The sequence below is a fragment of the Corynebacterium sp. KPL1818 genome (genome assembly GCF_000478135.1).
In the GTDB taxonomy this organism is placed as follows: domain Bacteria; phylum Actinomycetota; class Actinomycetes; order Mycobacteriales; family Mycobacteriaceae; genus Corynebacterium; species Corynebacterium accolens.
Map to the genome: position 1 here is coordinate 264340 of NZ_KI515760.1, position 22665 is coordinate 287004.

A 22665-nucleotide genomic window follows, 5' to 3' on the forward strand; every position below is an offset into this window, starting at 1 on the left:
ATTAAATCTCTCGAAAGAAAGTCCATGAATGCGCCATATTATGCCAATACCAATCCAGAAAATTCTACCTCCCGTGCAGCTACAGAGATTAGGAAGGCGGAATACCAGTTCTGGGAGAAGCTTCATCCTGGCTCAGATGACGATATCGAAATTATTAGCCAATCACTGTCTGATTTAACCGGGGCGCGTCAGTCCCGCATTAGAAATATTATTTTCGCCTTCGAGCGGCTAAAGGAGTTGCCGCGACTGCGGGCCCGGCAAGAACAGCATTTCCATTTAGATTTAGACCGACTCATTACGATTGACCAAACCCTAGCCAAACTCGGCGCCATTGATGCGGAGAAGAAATTCACTATCGATGACGCCCTGACCAACTACTTGACCCCAACCCGTCCCAATCAAAAGCTGCCCTCGCACCGCAATCTCCGCCGCAAGCTGCGCGAGCTCATCGTGCGCCTCGATCCCTCTATTGCCGCGCGGGATCCGCGCCGCAAGCAAGCCTATAGCGTTGAACCTACAGGCGGGGAGTGGGCCGCGGTTTGCCTGGACGTCGGGTTGGAAACCGCGGAGATAATCGACCGCAATATTCGGGATATCGCTACGGACAAGGACCTCACGATGGCTGAGGCCGCAGTGGAGCTGCTGACCGGAAAGGCTCAGGCAAAGGCCAAGGTCGTGTTGAATATGTATCGCTGCGACCTGCCGGATGCACCCGCGTTTGTACAGAACTTGGGCTGGGTATCCCCGGAGACCGCGGATGGCCTACAGGCTCGGGCGACTACGACTAGGGACATGGAGAAGGCCGGTCAGGCGGAGAGCCCTAACTATGTGACGCCGCCAGATATCCGGGCGTTTGTAGAGGGCTTGGATGGTACCTGCCGGTGGCCAGGCTGTACGCGGCCGGCGGTGGCGTCCCAGATGGACCATCGGCACGACTTTGCAGATGGTGGGCCGACCTCGGCAGCAAACCTCACCTGCTTATGCCAGCACCATCACAATATTAAGACCGATGGGAGGGCGTTTTATATCAAGGACCCGATAAGCGGGGACATCGTCTGGCTTTTTGATGACTCTACGTGGGTCTACGACTCCGCGAGCGGACCGCTGGCGCCGAAGAACCGCAGGTGGGCGCAGACGGTAGCGCAGGCCACGCAGAAGCGGCGGGAGAATGCGCACGCAGATGCGCAGCAACTAAAAGAAGAGCTCAGAGAGGAGTCCACGCATGAAAAAGGGGACAGCGATGACACTGTCCCCGGAGAGTAAATGGCTTCCTAGATGTACATCAGGATAAGGCAGATGATCCACAGGAGGTTGAAGACGCCGCCGAAAGCGGACAGGGACTTCTTGATGGAGCCCAGGTTGGCGGTATCGCCGGATTCTAGGGCTGCCTGCGCCGTGCGCTGCTTAGGGAGGATGAGGAAGAAGAGCAGGCACCACGCGATGATGGCCACGAGGATGGCGATGTGGAAGTTGACCTGGCTCTTGAAGGTTTCAATATCAGACAGGAACACTGCAAGGCCAAGGACCGGCACGAGGGCGGAAATGTAGCCGTAAGTATTGGTGATGTTGTGCAAGTTGCGGGCGGCGCCGAGGGCCGTCTTATCGCCCTGCGCTGCGCCCTGCAGCTGGGTCTGGTAGATGGAGGTGGAAATGCACACGGGGCCGAGCAAAACGATGGCCGCTGCCACGTGCAGGAAGATGAACAAAGTAGTCATGGAGGATGCCCTTCAGTTAAGAAAAGTTGCCTTGTTCACCCTAATCAATTTAACTGCTAGAAATCGAACCGACATTGCCTTCTCATTGCACGGACATCCGCGCGGGGCAACGGTAACTCGTACTTGCGCGCGATTTTTGCGAGGCGCCGCGAGTAATCGCAGCGGTTGGCGGGCGGTAACCACTCAGAGGGGAGGGAATCAGACTTTTCCTGATTGAGCTTCCGGCTGGTCGCCACCAAGTTGAGGGGATCGTTGGCAAAGCGGATCTTGGTGTCTTGGTCCCACTGTGCGGCACCCATGTCAAAGGCGGCAGAAAGTGGGAAGATGTGGTCGACCTCAATAGGGGAGGTGGCTGAAATCATCTCGCCCGCGTAGGGGTCATAGAGCGTGCCGGATTGCGGCCGGCAGTCTGCGAACGCCTCGCTGGCTTGGTTCTCCATGATGGCCTCACGCGTGGTGCATGCACCGTTGGGCTGCCAGCCGCCGAACTCGTCGCGGTCGTAGCCCTGCAATTCCGCGCGGGATGGAACGGTGGAGACATCAAAACGCGGAAAAGGCCACGCATACCATGCGATAACGAGAGCGGTTATGCATGATAGCGCGGCCAGGTAATAGGACTTCATGTCCTATTGGACTCCGCGAGGTGCGGGAAGGTTCCTACTTGTTATCGGAAACCTTTTCTGCTGCTTCCTCGAAGTCCAGGGAGTCGTCCTTCTCAACGAGCTTGGCAAGCTTCTCGGCTTCCTCGAACTCGTCCAAGACCTCCTGGTCTGGCTGCTTGGTAGCCAAGGTGACCAGAACGGTGACGATGAGTGCGGAGAAGAAGCCCGGAACCATCTCGTAGAGGGAATCGCCGAGCGGGGACATGCCCCAGCCGATGGCGACGACTGCACCGGTGACCATACCGGCGATTGCACCGGTTGCGTTGAGGCGCTTCCAGTACAGAGCCAGGATGACCAGCGGACCGAATGCGGAACCGAAACCAGCCCATGCGAAGCCGACTAGGCCAAGAATGGAGTCGGACGGGTTGATAGCCAGGAGTGCGGCGATAACCGCGATGGCCACAACGGCGGTACGGGACAGGTTAATCAGAACGCCCTCGGAAGGCTTGCGCTTTGCGATGATGAGGTAGAGGTCCTCAATCAGGGAAGAGGAAACCACGAGCATCTGGGAGGACATGGTGGACATGATCGCTGCCAAGACTGCGGTCAAGATGAAACCAGCAGGCAATGGGTGCATCATGGCCTGAGCCATATCCAAGAAGATGGTCTCGAAGTTCTCTTGGTCAGTGATGGTCTCGCCGAACTGGGTGAAGTACACGGTACCGGTAAGCGCAACGAAGATAGCACCGATGACGGAAAGACCCATCCAGGTGATGCCGTAGAAACGGCCCTGCTTGGCGTCGGAAGGCTTACGCAGCGCCATGAAGCGCACGATGATGTGCGGCTGACCAAAGTAGCCAAGGCCCCAAGCGGCGTTACCAACGATAACACCAGCGGAAACACCGGCGAAGAGAGAGAAGTAGTTATCGTTTGGCTCGAGTGCGCCGTCGGTAGCGTAGCTGTTTTCGGTAGCGAAGGAGAAGATCGCGCCGGCATCGTCAAGAGCGAAAAGCGCCATGATTGGCACGATCAGCAGGGCGACGAACATCAGCATGCCCTGCATAGCGTCGGTGTAGGACACTGCCAGGAAGCCACCGATGAAGGTGTAGAAAATGGTCACTGCGGCGATGACCAACATACCGGTGATGTAGTCGCCACCGAAGGTGGACTCGAAGTAACGACCACCGGAGACCATGCCGGAAGAGACGTAGAAGGTAAAGAAGAAGATAATGATAACTGCGGAGATAATACGCAGCATGCGCGACTTATCGCGCAGACGGTTCTCGAAGAAGGAGGGGACCGTAATGGAATCGCCCGCAACCTCCGAGTAAGCGCGCAGACGCGGCGCAATCCACTTCCAGTTTGCCCATGCACCGATAAGGAGGCCGATAGGCATCCACAGCTCGGAAAAACCGGAAAGGAAGAGCGCGCCAGGCAGACCCATAAGCAGCCAGCCGGACATATCGGATGCGCCGGCGGAGAGAGCAGCTACGAATGGGTGCAGGCCACGGCCGCCCAAAACATAATCGTCATATTCGTCGGTTTGTTTGTAGCTCCAGTAGCCAATGGCTGCCATTACGAGGAAGTACACAATCATCGCAATGACGTACCAAGTTGATTCTTGCACGTTTCACTCCTTGTAGTGATTTGTCGGACATACCTACGTTAACGGTGACTTAAGGTTCACCCAAGCTAAAATTCAGCTGTGGCATAGATCTCTGGTGATGTTTTTCACCGTTTAACAGCGTAAAGACGTGAATATAACGAGCTTGTAACAAAACTATACGGGGCTGCTATGCTGGCCGTTATGGCTTCTTACCTTGTGCATGGCCTTTGGCTGCCGGTCTCGGGGCTTGGTCTATGGATTGAGCAGGTAGAAGGACACAAGATTGTTATGCCTTCGGCCGTGCCGGAGGGGACGTTTCCGCAGGCAGTCGATGCCATCTTGGCTAAGAAATCCTTCCGGAACCGGGCGCGAGTATCACTGCGGACCCCAAAGGGTAAGGACGTCTCGCTCATGGTGCCCATGGCCATGTTTGCCCCGGAAGAAGCGGTAGAAGCCCTAGCCCAGCTGGAATACCTGGATCACCATCCACCGGCGTCGATTGCACCGGATCTGCACTGGCTCATCCACGCATATAGCGGCCTGAGCAAGTTTGTCCGCGCGGGCAGGGTGACGTTCCGGCTGGCGTACCAGGCCAACGAGTGGTTCCCCATGTGGCAGTTGGCCTCAGGTTTGGGCGAGCGCGGTTGGCTCGCAGAAATGATGGCCGCGGCACCCGGGATTCTCCATATAAACAATAGAGCCCTTTCGGATGACCTAGCGGATGAACTAACGCATTGGATTGCCAACCGGGAATTGCAGCCGCTGCTCAATGAACCTCGGCCCATGCCGTGGCACGACTTTGCCCGTGCACTTTTGACGACGTCTCCCATTCGCCGCGGCCGCGCGCAACTACTGCGCGGGCTCAATGAGTGGAAAAATTCCATTTACCAGGTGGAACTCCAGCTCGTCTACATCGTGGAGGAGCCGGAAGAACAGGATCCAGAAGACGCAGCGTGGCCGATTCGGGTGCGGGTGCGCTCTGGAACGGATTCGCCGCGGCCGGTGTTGGCGGATGAGTTGGATAGGGCGAGCATCGAGAAGCTGCGCGAAAACCACCGCAAGGCCCTGCGCGCGGCGCCGAGCCTGGGCCAGAGCACGCAAATGCCCCAGCCTGGCGACGGCGATTGGGATGTTTATCTGGATACGGAGCAGCTCACGCAGTTTATTGCGCACGAGGTACCCGAGCTGAAGAAGCGGGGCATTACCGTCATGCTGCCCAAATCGTGGGCGCAGATGGATACGAAGGCCAAGCTGGAAACTCGCGAGGCGCGGGATCCGGCGGAGGCCGCCACGAAGAAGCACATCGGCATGAATCAGCTCGTGGACTATAACTGGCGCATGTCCGTGGGCGATGTGGAGCTTACCGAATCCGAGATGAATGAGCTGGTCAATTCCAAGTCCGGCCTCATTCAGCTGCGCGGCAAGTGGGTCATGGCCGATACCCAGGTCGTATCCAAGGTTTCCTCTTATATGGAGGAGCTGGCGGATAAGTCCCGCGAACGCGCCAAGAAGGAGCTTGAGCAGCTGGCGGCCTCGGCGGAGATGGCCAAGAAGCTAGGTGAGCCGGGCTGGCAGCAGCTCATGGCGGAGGTTGAGCGTCGCCGAGCGGAGTTCAACGAGAAGAGCGAGCACCAGGTCACGGTGGCGGAGCTGCGGGAGCTGGCGCTCGAGTCGATGGCTCAGGAGCCCATCGAATTTACCGGCAGCACGTGGCATACCGCGTTGCTCGGCGGCATGGATACGGTCGCACCTAAGCGCGTGGACATCCCGGAGACCGTCCACGCGGAGCTGCGCGAGTATCAGCGCACGGGCGTGGACTGGCTGTATTGGATGTCGCGCAATAACATTGGCGCCGTGCTTGCCGATGACATGGGGCTCGGCAAAACACTCCAACTACTGTCCCTTTTGGCGGTGGAGAAACAGCGCGGAGAACAGACCGGGCCCACCTTGGTCGTCGCACCCACCTCCGTGGTGGGCAACTGGGCTCGCGAGGCCCGTCGCTTCGTGCCGGATTTTAAGGTCATGGTGCAACACGGCGCGGGGCGTCCGGGCGGGGAGAGGTTCCTCGAGGCCGCCGCGAAAGCCGATCTGGTCATTACGACGTACGGCACCGTCAGCCGGGATTTCAACCTCTTGGGTGAGGTGTCCTGGCAGCGCGTGGTCCTCGATGAGGCGCAGGTCATTAAGAACTCGGCCACGCGTTCCTCCAAGGCGGTGCGATCGCTGCCGTCTGAACACCGCGTGGCGCTAACCGGTACTCCGGTGGAAAACCGGCTGTCAGAGATGCGCTCCATCTTGGACTTTTGCAACCCAGGAATTTTGGGTACGGCGTCCTTCTTCCGCAATCACTTTGCCAAGGCCATCGAGCGCAATAATGATGAGGAGATGTCCGAGCGCCTGCGCGCGCTGACCGCACCTCTCATCCTGCGCCGCGTCAAGACCGATCCCAATATCATCGATGACCTGCCGGAAAAGTCCGAGCAGATTCTTACCGTATCCATGACCACCGAACAGGCCGCGCTGTACAAAGCGCTGGTCAATGAGGTGAAGAAGAGCTTGGAGGATGCTACGGGCATCAGCAAGCGCGGCATCGTCTTGGCCTCCCTGACCCGCATTAAGCAGATCTGCAATCACCCGGCGCATTACCTGGGGGATGATTCACCGGTGGTTATCAAGGGCAAGCACCGCTCGGGCAAGGTGAAGGAGCTGATGCGGATTGTCGATGCCGCCACCGAATCCGGCCAGCGCCTGCTGATCTTTACCCAGTACAAGGCCTTTGGTGATATCTTGCAGCCCTACCTGAGCGGGCAGCTGGGCCACGAGATTCCCTTCCTGCACGGCGGGGTGACCAAGAATAAACGCGACCAGATGGTGGAGGACTTCCAGGCCGATGATGGCCCACAGGCGATGATCCTTTCGCTCAAGGCGGGCGGCACGGGCCTCAACCTCACCGCGGCATCGATCGTGGTGCACATGGACCGTTGGTGGAACCCCGCGGTGGAAAACCAAGCCACGGACCGTGCCTTCCGCATTGGTCAGCGCCGCAACGTGCAGGTGTATAAGATGATTACCGCTGGCACGTTGGAAGAATCCATTCAAGACATTTTGGATGGAAAGACGCAGCTGGCTGGGGCCGTCGTCGGTGAAGGCGAAGGTTGGCTCACGGAACTGGAGCCGGACCAGCTGGCAGAGCTCATGAGTTACCGGGGAAAGGAGTAAGCGGATGGCCGTTAAGGGCGATGACAATGTCATCTACGCAAACTTTGGTACCCGCAAGCGCGTGAGCACCCCGGATGAGGTCAACCATGTTGACCGCAGCGGGCGGCTGCTGTCCAAGACCGCCGCCCGGATTTCTTCTTTTACCAGCCATGATGCGGACCGGGGGCGGATTACCCGCGGGCGCCAGTACGCAGAAGGCGGTCACGTCGTGGGATTGGAGATCCGCAACGGTGCCATCCATGGGCGCGTGGCCGGTTCCCAGAATGAGCCGTTTTCCGTACTCATCCAGCTGCCGTACCGCGATAATGACGATATCGCGGCACTCGCCGGGCAATTCGCGCGCACGCCCAATTCCGTAGCGAATGCGCGCAAGGGCCTGCTGTCTGAGGACGCGCTGGATACCCTTTTTGCCAGCGAGGCCGAAGAACTGCGGCTTTCCTGCACCTGCCCGGATTCCGCCTATGCCTGCAAGCACATCGTGGCGGTGGGAGATAGGCTCGCCACCCGCGCGGATGCGGATCCCGCCGTGATTTTCAATATGCGCGGGTTAGACTTTGCGCGCCTTGAAAAGGCCGTCATGGAGCAATCGCAGCAGGTCTCCCGCGAAAGCTTTGGGGCCAGTGATTTATCCGCGGAAGAAAAGAACGATGTGTTCTGGAATGGCCGCGAGATGCCCAAGCTGCCGCAGCCCAAGGTGGCCCCAGCATTGGAAGATTCCGATCCAGACCTTTTGCGCAAAGCCCTGCGGGCCGTATCGCATACCAATATTGATCTCTTGCGCGCCGTGTCCGACATCGAAGACCTCTACTACCACTTAACGCACTGATTATGACTGCAACGACCTTTATCCACACGTCCGACTTCCAGCTGGGCATGACCCGCTGGTTCTTGAAGGGGGAGGCACAAGGTCGTTTCAACGATGACCGCGAGTCCGCCATCGTGCACCTAGGCCAGCTCGCGGAGGAGGTTGGCGCGGAGTTCATCGTCGTCGCCGGCGATGTATTTGAGCACAATGCGCTCTCCCGGGAGATCTTGGCCCGCGCCACCGAGATGTTTAAGCGCCTGCCGGTACCGGTGTATGTGCTGCCCGGAAACCACGATCCGTTGGTTGCGGACTCGGTATTTTATCGCACCAGCGCCGACAACGTGCACGTCATCGCGGATTCTGAGCCCATCGAGGTGGGCAAGGGCGTGGAAGTGGTCGGGGCGCCATACCTGTCCAAGCGCGCCAACCACGATTTGGTGCGCCAGGCCTTAGAACCGCTCGATTCCACGGAAGGAATTCGGATTGCCGTGGGCCATGGCCAGGTGGATTCGCGTACTAGCGGGGGAGATGCCGATACCATCGACTTGGAATTCGTCGAACAGTGCTTGGAGCGCGGGGTGATTGATTACTTGGCGCTGGGCGATACCCACTCGACGGCCAGCCTGGGCACAACCGGGCGCGTCTGGTTCTCCGGCAGCCCGGAGACCACGGACTTTAAGGAGTGCTCCACCGGTGGTGGCGAGGCTGATTCCGGGAATGCGCTGGTGGTAAGGATTGAGGGGGAAGACATAGACATCGATAAGCGCAGCATCGGGTGCTGGACGTTTGAGGCCCTCGATGCCTCCGTCAATTCCACCGAGGACGTCGAGCGCTTCCTGCGCAGTCTGGAGGAGTACCCGGATAAGGTGCGCACGGCGGTTAAATACAGCCTGCAGGGGACCCTCGGCATTGCGGCGCACGCCCGGCTCCAGCGTGGGCTGGATGAGTTGGAGGCGGTCTTTGCCTCGCTGCGCCCGCGCGAGCGGACCATGGACCTGTTCCTGGAGCCTAGCGAAGATGAACTAGCCAACCTGGACATTTCCGGCTATGCTGCCGACGCCCTGCAGGAGCTGCTGGATAACCGCGATGATCCGGTGGCCCGCGACGCCGCCAACCTGCTATTTCGCCTGGAGGGATAAACCACATGCGCATACACAGCTTAGAGATTAAAAACGTCCGCGGCATCGAGCATCTGGTGTTGGATGACCTTCCAGAAACCGGGGTGGTGGTCATTCACGGCGAGAACGAGGCCGGTAAATCTACCATCGTGGAGGCCCTCGATGTGGTGCTGACTGAAAAGCACACGGCGCGCCCCAGCGGTATCCGGGATCTGCAGCCGGTGGGCAAGGACGTATCGCCTGAGGTCATTGCGGATATTTCCGTGGGGGAGTACCGCTTTCGCATTGCCAAGCGATGGTTGCAGAAGAAGTACTGTGAGCTGGCCATCTCGTCCCCGCGCCACGCACAATATACAGGCCGCCAGGCCGATGACGAGCTGGAACGGATCTTAAGCGAGAACATGGATCGCCAGCTTCTCGATGTCCTCTTTATGCGCCAGGATGACTCCAATGACGCCATCTCTGCGGTGGGCATCCCGTCGCTGACGCAGGCCCTCGAGCAGCAGTCCGGCCTGGCGGAGGACGAGGTATCTGGCGATGATTCTCAGCTTTTGGGCAAGGTGGATAAGGAATATAAGCGCTACTACACCGAAAAGACGGGCAAGGCGGCTGGCGAATACAAAAAGGCCCAGGAGACTCGGGAGCGTGCCGAGCAGGAATTGGAGAAAGCTTCCGCTGCGGTGCGCGGGCTCGATTCCGTGGTGGAGCGCTACGAGCATCTGGAACGCCAGCAAGAAGAGGCCGAAGCGCAGCTTCCCGCGGCGCGCAAGGACCTCGCCGAGAAGCAGGCCGCCGCGGACGAGGCCGTGAAGGCCCAGCACCAGGTGGATGCGCACAAGGCCGAGCTCACCCGCGCCAAGGAGGATTTCCAACGCGCGAAGGATGCACAAACCCAGCGCCGGGAGATGGTCGAGGCGCTCGAGGCCGCTGGCACCGCAAAGTCGAGCGCCGCGGATAAACTTGCGACCGCCCGCGAGAAGGCCGCGGAGGAAAACGAGAATAAAGAGGCGGTGGAAAAGAAGCTGGCCACCGCCAAAGAGGACTACGCCACCGCGCGCACAACGCTCAAGCAGGCGCGAGCGTATCAGGACAAGGAGACCTTTCAGCGCTTGGATAAGCGCCTGCTCAAGGTGGAGGTCTTGGCACGTGGCGTGGAGAAGGCCCAGGCGGAGATCGCCCAGCGCGGGCGCGAGATGACCGCCGCGGATGTCGAGGAACTCCGCAAGGCGGATGCCGATCTGTCACTGGCTAAGCGCCTGCACGACGCCACCGCCGCCAAGGTGGAATTTTCCGGTCCGGAGGGCGCGGAGATTGGGGTGGATGGGACGCAGGTGGACATCGGCAAGCAGCCCGCAATTGAGCTTGTCGATGGCCGCGAGATCACCATCGGCGATATCACCGCCCGCTTCGTGGCCGGCGCGTACTCTTCCGATAAGACCCAGCGCGAGGTGGACCAGGCCGAGGCGCGCCTGCAGGAGCTTTTCGATGCCACCGGTGTCGAGTCCATCGCCGCCGCCGAAGCCCTGCACAAGACGCACTCCGAGCAGAATGCCGGAGTGGATGCGGCAACGCGCAAGCTCGAGGGCGAGCTGGGACCGGATGATTTGGGCGAACTGCGCGCCCAACATGCGGCGCTGAAGGAGAAGGTCGCCGGGCTCGATGAAGCCCCAGCCATGGACCTATCCGCTGCAGAAGAAGCTGAGGAAGAGGCGCGCGAGCTTGTCGATGCCCTCGACCGCGAGCTTATTCCCTTCCGCGATAGCCGCATCGCCCACGACGTGGTGCGCTTGGAGGCCGAGCTCGCTGCCGCTACCGAGAAGGCCGAACGTGCCGAGCGCGAGTTGGCCGAGGCGCGGGAGAAAACCTCCGATGCCGGCCTAGAAGAAGAGGCAGAGCGGTTGGGTGCGCTGGTGGAAAGGCTGCAGGAGCAGCTTTCTGAGATGGAGGCCGTGGACCTGGCTACCGCCCAGAGCCTGGTGGAGGGCGCGCAATCGCACCTGGACTACCTGCAGAACCAGGTGCAAGATGCCAAGGTGGAGCTGGGCAAGCTGTCTAGCGAGATTAATTATCACTCCGGCGCGGCAGAGCGCGAGCAGCAGGCGCAAGCCGAAGCAGAGATGGCGCAGGCGGTGCTAGAAAGCGTGGAAAAGCGCGCACTGGCGGCGCGCTACCTGCGTGAGTTGCTGCTCAAGCACCGCGATGCCGCGCGCCAGCGCTATGCCGAGCCTTTCGTGGCGGCGCTCGCCCAACTGTCCCGCACCATTTACGGCGGGGATATCAGCTTTGAATTGGCAGACGATCTCTCCGTTACCGCGCGCACCCGCGATAATGAAACGGTGGCCATGACCAGCCTGTCTGGCGGCGCGCGCGAGCAGCTGGCCATCCTTACCCGCTTTGCTATCGCGCGCTTGGTGGCAGGGGAGGAAACCGTGCCGGTCATCGTCGATGACGCGCTGGGCTCCACCGACGCCCACCGCCTGCAACTGATGTCCACTTTGTTCTCACAGGTGGGCCGCGAGAACCAGGTTTTGGTCTTTACCTGCATGCCGCAGCGCTATTCCCGAGTGCCTGGGCGCAGCGAGCGCGACATCGCCACGCTGAAGGAGGTAATCTAGTCGTTATGTCTGAACAAACCCGCTGGTTAAACGATGATGAACAGGAGCTATGGCGCCTATTACTGGCCGCGACCCGCAAGATAGATAGGGGCATGGACGAGACACTTAAGGCTGGCGGGGAGATCTCCGTCTCCGAATTCGCGGTCCTGGTATCCCTCTCGGAAGCACCAGATCAGCACCTGCGCCTGCGCGACTTGTGCACGGAGCTCGCCTGGGATCGCTCGCGCGCCTCCCACCAGGTCACCCGCATGGAAAAGCGCGGGCTCTTGGTTAAAGAAAAGACCACCGATGATGGCCGCGGGGTCAACGTGTACATCACGGAGACTGGGCTTCACCATCTCGAGCGCGCGGCCCCCGAACACGTGGAATCCGTCCGCCGCTTGGTCTTCGATCATCTCCACGAGGATGACGTTCCTGCGCTCAAGCGCTTTTTCCATGGGGTATTGCAGGTCAATAATATCCCCGGCTATTCGGGATTCGTCCCGGATTCTTTATTGAATGGAGGAAAATAACACCGCCATGATGGGACAAGAACTTTTCGAGCACCCGAAAAAGCAGCATAAAACATATGGCTTAACGGCTTTGGGCGAGCTGGGCCAGCGCATTGGTGATCCGGAAGCTTTTGCTGAGGACCGTGCCGATGCCGATCAGATTGCCGCGATGGAGGAAGCCTTGGAAGCCTACCCCGAGTCCGCGTTGACCTTTGATGAGGATGCCGATGCCTGGATCGTGGGCGCGGAAGAGGATATCGAGAAAATGCTCACAGACCGCGAGGCATTCCTTGAGGCTTTATTAAATGATGAAGATCCGGGGATCTAATGTCACCACGGAGACCATAAACTGTTAAGATACTTTTAGTTAATCTTCGGTGAAGCGAGAGGTTTTATCATTATGAACGAGCGCGAGGCTCAAGAACAACGCGAGGCGGCGGCCCGCCAGCAATCCGAGGGCTGGGTTTCCGTTTTTGTCCAGTGGATTCCCTGCATGCTGCTGTCCGTAGTGCTGCTCGGCGCCATGTTCTTTGGCATGTACTACATCGAGCACGGCACCTTGGATATCACCCAGCCGATCATCAACGAATTCATCGTTGAGTAATTCTGCGCAATAGAAAAATCCGGCCTCCCTTTGAAAGTGGGAGGCCGGATTTATTTTTATTTCTTGAGCACCTGGCGCCAAGTCATCTTCTTGCCGTTATTCAAGATGGCGCGGCGGTAGATGCGCGCGACAACGATGAGAATGAGCGCGGTAACTACAGCGAGGACCGCATAGCTTCCCGCCAAGCCCAGCCAGCTCATATTGCCGCCAGCAACTTGGAGGGGAGCGACCAACATAGAGACCGGCGGCACCCAGCCCATGACCTGCATCCAAGTGGCATCCAAGTTGGTCCAGCCAAACATGGGGACATACATGGTGGCAAAGACGATGAGCAGGATGGGCATCTGCGTCGATTGCAGATCCTCGGTGCGCTGCACCATGGAGCCGGCTGCGGCATAGAGGCTGCCGAAGAATAAGAGACCGAGGATTTCCCCGACGAGCAGGGCAGCGATTAGACCATAGTCGAGCTGGATTTCGCTTGCTGCTCCAGTAAATGCCAGGGAAGCCACGCCGCCGGCCAAGATGAGGAAGGTGCCGAGCAGCCCGATAATGGTATTGCCAATGACCTTGCCTGCCAAGAAATCCACCGGGCGCACCGTGGAAAGGATGATTTCGACCACGCGCGAAGACTTCTCTTCTGTAACGCGGCCACCGATGAGCCCTGCGAAGGTCATGATGGAAAAGACCACCACGATGGCGGCGATAAGGACGATGGCAACATTGCCCATCTGTTCTTCGGAGGCCTCATCTGTTTCCAGATCTACCGCGGTCACTTCGGCTGATGGGGTGGCGGCGGCAAGCTCTTGGGGATCAATATTCAGCGTATCTAGTGCCTCTGCCTGCGCCTGCGCCGCAACCACTTGATTGACCGTGGTGGAGATCGTGGTGGAGACGGTGCCGTTGGCCAAAAGCTCCCACCCCTCGTCGTTGGCGGGCACGAGGGCGGCGTCGACGTCGCCGTCATCGATAAGCTGCACCGCGCTATCCCGGTCATCTGCGGCCTGCGTCTCCAGCCCGGAATCAGCGAATGCGTCTGCCTCCATGCCCACCACGGCGACGGAGTCTGGTTCATCGTCACCACCGGACAGCAAGTCAATGATGATGGGGGTGGCGATGGCACCAATGATAAGCAGCAGCATCATGATGACAACGGATTTGGTCTTGAGGGCAACCGCCATTTCGCGCTTGGCGACGGTCCCTATGGTCTTCATTGCCGAATACTGCATGGGCTAGGCCTCCTCGGTGGTGGTGCTGGTGACGACGTCTTGGAAAAGCTCGGTAAGGTCAGGGACCTTGAGGCCGAAGGAGTGGACGGGGCCAGCGGCCATGGCAGCGCGCAAGATGGCTTGGTCATCGGTGCCATCATCGGCCTCGAGCACCACGCCCTGGTCAGTTTCCTCCACGAGGTGGGTGCCCTCCGGGTACCAACCGCGAGCAGGGGTTTCCACCGCATAGCGCGAGGCGCCTTGGGTGCGCAGCTCATCTACCGTGCCTTCTGCCACCATGCGGCCTTGCGTGACGATGCCCACGTGATCGCACAGGCGCTGCACCAAGTCCAGTTGGTGGGAGGAAAAGATGACCGGCACACCGCGGGCGGCGCGCTCGCGCAGCATGTCAGACATGACATTGACCGCAACGGGGTCCAAGCCGGAAAAGGGCTCATCCAGAATCAACATATCGGGGTCATGGATGAGGGAGGCGGCTAGCTGCACTCGCTGCTGGTTGCCCAAGGACAAGTCATCGAGCTTGTCGTCCTGGCGCTCTCCCAGCCCTAGCTGTTCCAGCAGCTCCGAGCCGGATTTCTGGGCGGCCTGCTTGTTCATGCCGTGCAGGGTGCCCAGGAACGTCAGCTGGCTAAGCAGCGGTTCCTTGCCGTAGAGCCCGCGCTCTTCTGGCATATAGCCAATGCGGCGGCGGTTATCGTCATTAATGGGGGAGCCATCGAAATAAACTTCGCCGGAGTCTTTCGCGAGCACGCCCAGTGCGATGCGCATGGTGGTGGACTTGCCCGCCCCATTGGAACCGACGAAGCCGAAGATTTCGCCCTCCTGCACGCTAAAGGTCATATCCCGCAGCGCGCGGACGCTGCCGAAAGATTTATTGAGATGGTCGATTTCTAAGGTGGGCAAGGGGTATCCTCCATGGCGCGCCTATACTGCATAACTTTCGTGGTTCTAGATACCTTAGTATTTCATAAACCTAACAGTTTGGCTATGGAATCCATTGAAAGCCAGGTTGCATGGGTCAAGCCCCCACCGAGTAGGTAGGAATAGAAAGTGCTCTCCACGTGCTGTAGCGTTTAAAACAAGCAGGAAGGAGGTGCACAATGAAGCAATACACTGCTCATCAAATCGCAGAATGGCTCGTAGCTTGGGCTGAAGAAACCGAAGAAGCCGAGCTCACACCGCTGAAAATTCAAAAGCTTCTTTACTACGCAAAGGGCCTTTACATGCGAGCCTCCGGAGGGGTGCCGCTCTTCAATGAACGGATGGAAGCATGGGCCCACGGACCTGTCGTTGTAGACATCTACCGCGAACTTAAAAAGTACGGTAAGAGCCCGATCGACCCCGATACTTTTATTTCTGATGACTTCAATTGGGATGATTATCGGCCTGTAGAAGATACCCTGATTGACGTATGGAATAAGTATGGCCCCTATTCGGCGTGGGCTTTACGTAATAAAACCCACACGGAGTCACCTTGGAAGAAAAACTTCGTTGAAGAAAAACGGGGGCTTGAGATTTCTGATGTCGACCTCAAAGAATACTTCAACTAGGTATGGCAAAGAAGAGTAAGAGACGTGGCACGCGCCCGGTTTCGAAGAATCACAGTGGTGCAGATACAGGCGTCTTGAGCGCCATACGAGCGGCATCGAACGAATACCCGCTCCTGTCCACTAGGTTTCTGCAGAGTGGATGGGGATTCGGGCAAATGACCGATAGGATGCGCCGCGAGTTCCTCGACAAATGGCACAAACGCTCACTAATTTCTTGGAGAGATCTCGTTAATCACCACAGGCACGGGCTCGGCTCGGAATTTATCCCAAAAAAAGAAATCAAAGCTCAAATCCCTAGGCAGTTCCAAGAGCTAACCAAATTCCGCGTGTTCCGGCACCAAGAGAACCTTCCATTCGTTGGCTGGAAAGACGGTGGAATTTTCTACGTTCTATAGATAGAGACTAAGTATGGGGATCTTTACTCACATTAAAGCGGGTCCCGCGACACCTGCCACGCGCTGGCCCTAGCCCCGTCTCACAATTTTCGCTCGGCTTTTGCGTCCGTGATTCGCGGGCTTATTTTTTCCACACTTTCTTGTAGGTGGCACAGCCAAGTGTAGCCACCGCCATACCGGTGAGAATGGTGCTGGAGGTAGTGAACCCGTTGATGACGTTGATGATCAAAGATATGGCTAGTAGGGCCAGGGCGATGAAGTAGAGAGTTCGTGTGGTCATGGGTTTATCCTTCCGTTTAGAGTTGGAGGGGTAGCCCGGAGGTTCAGGATGGTAAGGGCTTCCTGAACCTCCGGTGGCTACTTAATCCGCAAACGGGGCGTATATTGAAACCCTCTCGCTGGAAAAAGCGAGAGGGCTAAAAGTTTTGTGTCCCCGACAGGGATCGAACCTGCGAATAATACCCCATTTAACCAGCGTAAACACGCACTCTAAGACCCCAGCCGCTGCAATCCCACGACACCAGAAATCTTTTCATCAACCGCACACCGCACTGCCTCTAAATCTTCATCAAACAACTCCGCGTACGTATCAAGCGTCATCGCCGCTGAAGCATGACCCAACTGCCGCTGCACAGCTTTCACATTCGCACCCGCCGACACCATTAACCCCGCCGCTACGTGCCTAAGCCCATGCGGCGTTATGCGTGGAAAAGTTGCATCCTCCGCCATGCACCGGTGCACTGCCCGGTCAAACCAATCACCATGAGATGGGACCCTCATAGGCGACCCATCAGCCCGAGCCCACACGAACTCTTCTGGCCCACGCCCCTCAATCACCGGAATCACAAGGCGCATCACCACATCAGGAACGGCAACACTCCGCCTCTCATGCGTTTTAGGCGTGCCAATAGACACGTCACTACCCACAGTGACCGCTGAGCGCTCAATATTAAACCGCCCGCGCAACACGTTCACGTCCTGCACCTGAAGCCCAGCAAGCTCACCCCACCTAAGCCCAACAGTCCCCAGCACCCACACAATCTCGCTATGGCGCGCACACGCTCCTGCAAGTTGCGCTAACTGCTCTGCTGTCAAATACACCTTCACAGCCTTACCTTTGCGTGGTAGTTTCACGCCGCGGGCCGGGTTTTCGCGTATAGCTTTGTCCATGACCGCCAGGTCAAGCACCTTCGCCAGTACGGCGTGAGCCTGCCTAACCGTGGAACCAGACTTGCCCATGGTGGATACCCATTCTTGTACCGTAGACGGCTTAATAGCTGATACAGGCACGTCACCCCACGTAGGTAGTATGTAGCGGCGCCACAAACCCTTAGTCTCGTGCAGCGTTTTAGGCTTAAGGTGCGTTTGCATGGTTAGCCAACGCTCCCCAATTTCGTGGACTTTTACCTTGCCGGCGTTGGGGTCTATCCAGTCTTGCTGGTGTATGGATACGGCGTTTGTGTCAGCCCATGCTTGGGCTTCGTTTTTCGTGCGGAATCCTTGCTTTGTTCGGTTCTTCCCGTCAGGGCTACGGTATTGCACACGCCATGCCCGGCCCCGCGCTGTCTTGTATGGTTTAATGCTTGCCATTAGACTATTCCTCGTGTCCTTTTTTCTTGCTTACACAAAGTGACACAGCCGCCTTGCCCAACCCACCCGCCACGGCAAGGCGGCCCCTTTTTTATGCCACGAATTTACATATTGGCGATGCCATTTTCGGCAAATACTCGCTGGCGAATTTCATCATTCTTACGCGCATACGCCTTGTTGATAAGGAATGCGTCAATGAGCGCCCACACGCCCAAACCGCCAAGGGTGAGGGTCATGCCGATGGCGTAGCCGGTGTTGCCCAGGTAGTAGCGGTGGCCACGGGCCTGACCCCCGGAAAGTGGACACGTCGGGGGTTAGCTATGCTGCTCTAGTCAGTGTAGCTGAATTCTCGGCTTCAAAGACGTCAGGAGCTGAAAGATTGCACCAGGAGTGCCGTCGGCGTGTGTTGTAGCGCATGCACCACCGGAAGACTTCTTGGCGGCAGGAGATCGGATTGTCAAAGACTTTCCTGTCACGCAAGATTTCCCGCTTGAGCGTGGCGTTAAACGATTCTGCTAGGGCGTTATCAGCACTCGTTCCTACCGCTCCCATAGACTGGCGCACACCCAACGACGAGCAATAGTTCCTAAAGGCTTGTGAGGTGTACACGCTGCCGTGATCAGAATGGAAAATTGCCCCTTTAAGGCTTCCGCGGACTTTCCTGGCATGGGACAAAGCTTCGATAACCAGTGATACCCGCATGTGATCGGCGAGTGCATGTCCGACAAGTTTGCGCGAGTAGACGTCGATGACCGTGGCCAGGTACATGTTCTTGCCGCCCTTACACGGCAGGTACGTAATGTCGCCTACATAGACGTGGTTTGGCCTGTCAGCTGTGAATCTGCGGCCTACTAGATCTGGCATGACGCGGTGACCAGGCTTACGCCTGGTAGTGACGCATCGGCGGCGTTTGGTAAAGCCTTTAAGTCCCATGGATTTCATGATTCGTGCGACTTTCTTGTGATTTATCGGGCCAAAGCTCGTATCGGCTTTAAGGCTTGCAGCGATGCGTTTAGCACCATAAAGCCCGTATTCATCATCGAAGATGGTCTTGATTCTTGCACCAATAAGAGCATCCGAACACGTCTTTAACCTGCGTTCTTCGCGGGTTTGCACCCATTTGTAGAACGAGGAGCGATTGAGCTTTAACACCTGGCACATCCGCTTAACCGAGAATTCGGTTCGGTGGTCATAGACAAACTGGAAGCGGATCACCAGTGAGTCTCTTCGGCAAAATATTTCGCGGCCTTGCGCAGGATGTCACGTTCTTCGCGCAGCTTTGCGTTCTCTTTTTCTAACTGGCGGATCCGTTCGGAATCATTCGCTGCTTGGACCTTGTCGCGCATGCTTTTTGTGCGGGCACGTTTGCCGGTGCCGTACTTCTTGATCCAAGAATGCAGCGAGGCACGGTTGATACCGAGCTCTGCTGATGCTGAGTTCAGTGAGAGGTCCTCATTGTTTTCGTAGAGGGCCACGGCATCGCGTTTGAACTGTTCGGAGTACCTGGACATGGTGGTAGATTACCTTTCTTCCAGCCCGACTGGGCTGGATATCAGGTGTCCACCAAACAGGGGTCAGGTCCCTATTAGACGGAGAAGAAGAATGAGTATTAACTACGCCTACCTACGCCGCCAAGTCATCGAGACGGAGCAGGGCGCGAACCCTACTAACCGATATTCCTGGCTAGACCTTGCGCAGGAAGTCCTGCGGATGCGAAGCGAGCTTGCCGCCATGAGAAGGGCCTGGCTATCTGTCGTAAACGATCTTCAGCGAATGACTATAGAGAAAGACCTTGCCGCCCACGTACTCGTCCACATCGATTCAATACTAGGAGAAACCAATGACTGATACTGTTCGCAAAGCCGCTGATATTCTCTATCAGCGCTCAGAGGTGGAGGGACATGCCGCCCAGACAGCTTGCCAAGAGCACGCGCAAGCACTTCATGACGCAGGCCTACTCGCACCAGACCTACCCACGTTGCGCCACGATTACGACAAGATCGAAGCGCCAGTGCGCTACTCCCTCATAAACATAGGGTACGACTCCGAGCGGTATGACGACGATAGTGCTCTCGTCGGGGTCTGGGCCGGGGATGTCAAATTCTTATTCGGCGGATATAACGAGGCGTCGGCCTACATGAGCACTGAGCAGGCCCGCCAGTTCGCCCTCGCCTTACTCGCAGCAGCCAAATATCAGGAGCAACAATGATGACTAACGTTGAACGTGCCCTCCAGGTGCTCGAAGAGGCCCGCCGACTAGGAGAAGTCCGCATCGACCCACACGATGCAGTAGAGGCTATCGTCCAGGCTGGCTTGCTCGCCCCCGACCTGCCAGAACCCGCACAGTCTTTCAGTGATGGCACGAGAGGATGGTTCGTCGAAGACGATGAAGGCCGCGATATCGGCTCAATCTACATTTTCAACGGCGAAATACTGCTACGCACAGCAGCAGGAAGAGTTAAAGGAGCCCCCGCCAAAATGCGGAAAATAGCCCTCGCCCTACTCGCCGCCACCAACCACGCAGAGGAGAACCAATGACCCCGATGACACCTGAGGAAGCGGAGCGCTGGCTCGAAGAGGAGCTTTATGAAGGTCGCGTGCCACAACTCCACGCCCGCCGTGCCCTGCAAACCATCGCAGACATGGACACCGAAACAATCACAACCCAACCGCACCCGCGGGGCAGCTGGAACGGCGACGCACAAGACCCCCACTATTTCGACGTAGACCCCGGCACCCGCATGCGCCGCCACGTCACAGAATGGAGCAAAGCATGAAAACACTGGCTGAATTAACACAAAAGGAACGAGCTGAGGCCGTGGGTTTGTGGGTGAAGACCAATGACGGCCTAGGAATCATCATTGAGCCGTTCTACACAGACGGAACCCTCGATACAGCCGTCGTATTTTCACTCAAACCAGAAGTAAAAATACGCCAGCACATAGCCGCCTATCTCAAACCCCGTTTTGACCTGCCCCGCGCCTGGACAGCCGACGGCCAGCCACCAGCAGGGGAATGGGAAGACGACTACACCGACTCCGACGGCATCACACTCAGCACAGGCGAAGACCTGGACGTAGGCCCACACCAAGAAGTCCGCCGCTGGGTAGGGGAATGGGAAGAGGTGAATAAATGAGCACCTTCAAACAGAACTGGGCCAGATTCAGCCGAGGTAGCAAAACCAACCTCACGATAATCGGCTTCATCTTTATCTGGAGTCTCGGCCTCACCATCATCAACCCCAGCGTGACCACCGTCCTGAACCTCCTCCTCTACGTATGCCTCGCCATCCTCATGTACCTCGGGATGGTGCTCGGCCTCCGACTGGATGAATGTCACACCTACATCCGCAACACAGGGATAGAACGCAAACTCGGCCACGATATCGCCGAGGCGGTAGAGGAATACGGCAGCGTCACCATCATCGGCCACCCATCCGCATATTTCATCGAAGCGCCCGCCGATAAGCACCTAGACGAAGAGGAAGATTTTTACCATGACTAACATCGCCATCCCCCGGGTCATCTTGCTTGCTCACACGAAGATTAATGAAGCGGCCATCGCCGAATGGATGGAGATTCAGGAATCCTCCACCGATGCGGAGACCCTCCTCACGATGGCGGGGCGTAACTGCTACCGCAGCTTCCGCCGCCCGAATGAAGTAACCCGCGATGATGCGGACTACCTACAGCGCACACTAGGGGAGCAAGGCCACTGGAGTATCAGTGAGCACGCCACCGCAACGTTGTATTTCACCGGCGTGAGCCGCGCATTCCTCGCAGAACTTACCCGCCACCGGCACCTGAGCTTTAGTGTCGAATCGCAGCGCTTCATCAACGCAGGCGATGCCAACATCGTCATACCTCCAGCAATCCGTAATGCCAACTACGAGACCAAACAACAATTCATCAAGGATGCTGGCGAAGCAATCCTCAACTACACCGACATGCAGTACGAGCTAGAGGCTCTCCCAAAAAAGCAGCGGAATGAGGCAGCCCGCGGACTCCTCCCCAACTGCATCGAAACCCGCATGGTCGTCACCGGCAACCTCCGCGCCTGGAACGAAGTAATCCACCGCCGCACACAACCCGACGCAGACGCAGAAATCCAAGAAGTCATGCGCCTCGCCGCCCGACAACTCCACACCGTATCGCCCGTCATCTTCCCCCAATAGGAACCCCATGGTAGACGAACACGAACTACGCCAACTCGCCCGCGAACTCGAACACCACTACCACCAACTCCAAACCCTCAAACACACAACCCCCAACCCACCCGAAATAAAAACCCGCAACAGCATCAAAGGCCACGGCCCCAAAACACCAGGCAACTGGCTATGGGTACACCGATACGTAACCCTCGAACAACGCCTAAGAGCACTCGCACTCAAAGCATTCGGCACCGAAGGCATCAACACCCGCATCACCGGCACAGACTTCTCAGCCCGCCGCATATGCCAACTCATAGCCTGGCATGCACAAGCCATCACCACACTCACATGGGCACAAGACCTAGCACAAGAACTCGAAGACCAAGCCCGCCAAATCAACCGCTGGGCGAACCCGCCCGCAGCACCCACCGAGCTCATCCGCCAAGCACAATCATCCACCCAACTACTCACAGCAGCGCATGCCGCAGCCGCAGCCACCGCCGCCACCGGCAAAAAGACAGACCGCAAAGCAATAACCTACTGGGGCAAAGCCGGATACATCACAGTCCACCGAGACACCGAAGGAAACACCTGCTATCAACTCAATGAAATCATCAAGCACATAAACAGCAAATAAGCAAAAATTCTCCACACCTATGCTATGCTTCGCATTGAGCGAAAACTACACGCCGCTCAACGCAAACGACCCCCGGACCTGACCCCTGTTTGGTGGACACCTGATATCCAGCCCAGTCGGGCTGGAAGAAAGGTAATCTACCACCATGTCCAGGTACTCCGAACAGTTCAAACGCGATGCCGTGGCCCTCTACGAAAACAATGAGGACCTCTCACTGAACTCAGCATCAGCAGAGCTCGGTATCAACCGTGCCTCGCTGCATTCTTGGATCAAGAAGTACGGCACCGGCAAACGTGCCCGCACAAAAAGCATGCGCGACAAGGTCCAAGCAGCGAATGATTC

General features: G+C 57.7%; 26 protein-coding genes. 17 read left to right on the forward strand and 9 right to left on the reverse strand.

What is annotated here, in order from left to right; genetic code table 11:
• Nucleotides 1-24: 24 nt before the first annotated feature.
• A complete protein-coding gene (locus HMPREF1261_RS10810) occupies nucleotides 25-1263 on the forward strand; it encodes an HNH endonuclease signature motif containing protein (RefSeq protein WP_023030966.1) in 1239 nt (412 codons plus the stop codon).
• An 8-nt stretch (nucleotides 1264-1271) separates the two neighbouring features.
• Here the strand turns inward: HMPREF1261_RS10810 and HMPREF1261_RS10815 are convergent, their stop codons facing one another.
• Genes HMPREF1261_RS10815 through putP form a run of 3 tightly spaced genes read right to left on the reverse strand, consistent with a single transcriptional unit; the run spans nucleotide 1272 to nucleotide 3944 of the window.
• The gene (locus tag HMPREF1261_RS10815; RefSeq protein WP_005280147.1) at nucleotides 1272-1715 is read right to left on the reverse strand and encodes a hypothetical protein; all 444 of its coding nucleotides are present in this window, start codon (nucleotides 1713-1715) and stop codon (nucleotides 1272-1274) included.
• A gap of 56 nt (nucleotides 1716-1771) precedes the next feature.
• Nucleotides 1772-2338: an HNH endonuclease family protein gene (locus HMPREF1261_RS10820; RefSeq protein WP_023026312.1), complete on the reverse strand. Its 567-nt coding sequence runs from the start codon at nucleotides 2336-2338 to the stop codon at nucleotides 1772-1774.
• A 34-nt stretch (nucleotides 2339-2372) separates the two neighbouring features.
• On the reverse strand, nucleotides 2373-3944 hold the full coding sequence (gene putP, locus HMPREF1261_RS10825) for a sodium/proline symporter PutP (protein ID WP_023030967.1): 1572 nt from the start codon (nucleotides 3942-3944) through the stop codon (nucleotides 2373-2375).
• 168 nt (nucleotides 3945-4112) lie between these two features.
• Between putP and HMPREF1261_RS10830 the strand changes: the two genes are divergently transcribed.
• The 7 genes from HMPREF1261_RS10830 (at nucleotide 4113) to HMPREF1261_RS10860 (ending at nucleotide 12775) form a co-directional block, all read left to right on the forward strand.
• Nucleotides 4113-7142, forward strand: a complete 3030-nt coding sequence (locus tag HMPREF1261_RS10830; RefSeq protein ID WP_023030968.1) for a DEAD/DEAH box helicase — start codon at nucleotides 4113-4115, stop codon at nucleotides 7140-7142.
• Between the two features lie 4 nt (nucleotides 7143-7146).
• A complete protein-coding gene (locus HMPREF1261_RS10835) occupies nucleotides 7147-7968 on the forward strand; it encodes an SWIM zinc finger family protein (RefSeq protein WP_023030969.1) in 822 nt (273 codons plus the stop codon).
• Nucleotides 7969-7970: 2 nt separating this feature from the next.
• Nucleotides 7971-9086, forward strand: a complete 1116-nt coding sequence (locus HMPREF1261_RS10840) for an exonuclease SbcCD subunit D (protein ID WP_023030970.1) — start codon at nucleotides 7971-7973, stop codon at nucleotides 9084-9086.
• Nucleotides 9087-9091: 5 nt separating this feature from the next.
• On the forward strand, nucleotides 9092-11680 hold the full coding sequence (locus tag HMPREF1261_RS10845) for an AAA family ATPase (RefSeq protein ID WP_023030971.1): 2589 nt from the start codon (nucleotides 9092-9094) through the stop codon (nucleotides 11678-11680).
• 5 nt (nucleotides 11681-11685) lie between these two features.
• The gene (locus HMPREF1261_RS10850) at nucleotides 11686-12192 is read left to right on the forward strand and encodes a MarR family winged helix-turn-helix transcriptional regulator (RefSeq protein ID WP_023030972.1); all 507 of its coding nucleotides are present in this window, start codon (nucleotides 11686-11688) and stop codon (nucleotides 12190-12192) included.
• Nucleotides 12179-12499, forward strand: coding sequence for a hypothetical protein (locus HMPREF1261_RS10855; protein WP_023030973.1), 321 nt, complete (start codon nucleotides 12179-12181; stop codon nucleotides 12497-12499). The genes HMPREF1261_RS10850 and HMPREF1261_RS10855 overlap by 14 nt, the downstream gene beginning before the upstream one ends.
• 72 nt (nucleotides 12500-12571) lie before the next feature.
• Entirely contained in the window at nucleotides 12572-12775 is a 204-nt protein-coding gene (locus HMPREF1261_RS10860) for a hypothetical protein (RefSeq protein WP_023030974.1), read from the forward strand.
• 56 nt (nucleotides 12776-12831) lie between these two features.
• On the opposite strand, the gene HMPREF1261_RS10865 is transcribed toward HMPREF1261_RS10860, so the two are convergent.
• Together HMPREF1261_RS10865 and HMPREF1261_RS10870 are read right to left on the reverse strand one after the other, a co-directional pair.
• Nucleotides 12832-14001 carry an ABC transporter permease gene (locus tag HMPREF1261_RS10865; RefSeq protein WP_023030975.1) on the reverse strand — a complete coding sequence of 390 codons (1170 nt, stop codon included), beginning with the start codon at nucleotides 13999-14001 and terminating at the stop codon, nucleotides 12832-12834.
• 3 nt (nucleotides 14002-14004) lie between these two features.
• A complete protein-coding gene (locus tag HMPREF1261_RS10870) occupies nucleotides 14005-14904 on the reverse strand; it encodes an ABC transporter ATP-binding protein (protein WP_005282349.1) in 900 nt (299 codons plus the stop codon).
• Between the two features lie 197 nt (nucleotides 14905-15101).
• Here HMPREF1261_RS10870 and HMPREF1261_RS10875 point away from each other — a divergent pair, with 197 nt between their 5' ends.
• On the forward strand, nucleotides 15102-15551 hold the full coding sequence (locus tag HMPREF1261_RS10875) for a Panacea domain-containing protein (protein WP_023030976.1): 450 nt from the start codon (nucleotides 15102-15104) through the stop codon (nucleotides 15549-15551).
• A 516-nt stretch (nucleotides 15552-16067) separates the two neighbouring features.
• On the opposite strand, the gene HMPREF1261_RS12910 is transcribed toward HMPREF1261_RS10875, so the two are convergent.
• The 4 genes from HMPREF1261_RS12910 to HMPREF1261_RS10890 all read right to left on the reverse strand — a co-directional run bounded on the left by HMPREF1261_RS12910 (nucleotide 16068) and on the right by HMPREF1261_RS10890 (nucleotide 19047).
• Nucleotides 16068-16226, reverse strand: a complete 159-nt coding sequence (locus HMPREF1261_RS12910) for a hypothetical protein (RefSeq protein WP_023030978.1) — start codon at nucleotides 16224-16226, stop codon at nucleotides 16068-16070.
• A 209-nt stretch (nucleotides 16227-16435) separates the two neighbouring features.
• The gene (locus HMPREF1261_RS10885) at nucleotides 16436-17536 is read right to left on the reverse strand and encodes a site-specific integrase (protein WP_023030979.1); all 1101 of its coding nucleotides are present in this window, start codon (nucleotides 17534-17536) and stop codon (nucleotides 16436-16438) included.
• 104 nt (nucleotides 17537-17640) lie between these two features.
• On the reverse strand, nucleotides 17641-17772 hold the full coding sequence (locus HMPREF1261_RS12780) for a hypothetical protein (protein WP_023030980.1): 132 nt from the start codon (nucleotides 17770-17772) through the stop codon (nucleotides 17641-17643).
• Between the two features lie 82 nt (nucleotides 17773-17854).
• Nucleotides 17855-19047 (reverse strand): IS3 family transposase gene (locus tag HMPREF1261_RS10890; RefSeq protein ID WP_100067808.1). Its coding sequence is split into 2 segments (ribosomal slippage): nucleotides 17855-18768 and nucleotides 18768-19047, totalling 1194 coding nucleotides; the frame shifts between segments, so codons are not numbered across the junction.
• Between the two features lie 329 nt (nucleotides 19048-19376).
• Between HMPREF1261_RS10890 and HMPREF1261_RS10905 the strand changes: the two genes are divergently transcribed.
• From HMPREF1261_RS10905 to HMPREF1261_RS10940, 8 genes are all read left to right on the forward strand, one after another.
• Nucleotides 19377-19745: a hypothetical protein gene (locus HMPREF1261_RS10905; protein ID WP_023030982.1), complete on the forward strand. Its 369-nt coding sequence runs from the start codon at nucleotides 19377-19379 to the stop codon at nucleotides 19743-19745.
• Complete coding sequence (locus HMPREF1261_RS10910; protein WP_023030983.1) at nucleotides 19742-20074, forward strand: hypothetical protein; 333 nt, start codon at nucleotides 19742-19744, stop codon at nucleotides 20072-20074. The genes HMPREF1261_RS10905 and HMPREF1261_RS10910 overlap by 4 nt, the downstream gene beginning before the upstream one ends.
• Complete coding sequence (locus HMPREF1261_RS10915) at nucleotides 20071-20313, forward strand: hypothetical protein (RefSeq protein ID WP_023030984.1); 243 nt, start codon at nucleotides 20071-20073, stop codon at nucleotides 20311-20313. Before HMPREF1261_RS10910 ends, HMPREF1261_RS10915 begins: the two co-directional genes overlap by 4 nt.
• Entirely contained in the window at nucleotides 20310-20672 is a 363-nt protein-coding gene (locus HMPREF1261_RS10920; protein WP_023030985.1) for a hypothetical protein, read from the forward strand. Before HMPREF1261_RS10915 ends, HMPREF1261_RS10920 begins: the two co-directional genes overlap by 4 nt.
• Nucleotides 20669-21040, forward strand: a complete 372-nt coding sequence (locus tag HMPREF1261_RS10925) for a hypothetical protein (RefSeq protein WP_023030986.1) — start codon at nucleotides 20669-20671, stop codon at nucleotides 21038-21040. Before HMPREF1261_RS10920 ends, HMPREF1261_RS10925 begins: the two co-directional genes overlap by 4 nt.
• Nucleotides 21033-21710 (forward strand): FAD-dependent thymidylate synthase, encoded by a 678-nt coding sequence (gene thyX, locus HMPREF1261_RS10930; RefSeq protein WP_023030987.1) that lies wholly within the window; start codon nucleotides 21033-21035, stop codon nucleotides 21708-21710. The genes HMPREF1261_RS10925 and thyX overlap by 8 nt, the downstream gene beginning before the upstream one ends.
• A gap of 7 nt (nucleotides 21711-21717) precedes the next feature.
• Nucleotides 21718-22323, forward strand: a complete 606-nt coding sequence (locus HMPREF1261_RS10935) for a hypothetical protein (protein ID WP_023030988.1) — start codon at nucleotides 21718-21720, stop codon at nucleotides 22321-22323.
• Between the two features lie 145 nt (nucleotides 22324-22468).
• A partial coding sequence (locus HMPREF1261_RS10940) for a transposase (protein ID WP_023030989.1) occupies nucleotides 22469-22665 on the forward strand: 197 nt, incomplete at its 3' end.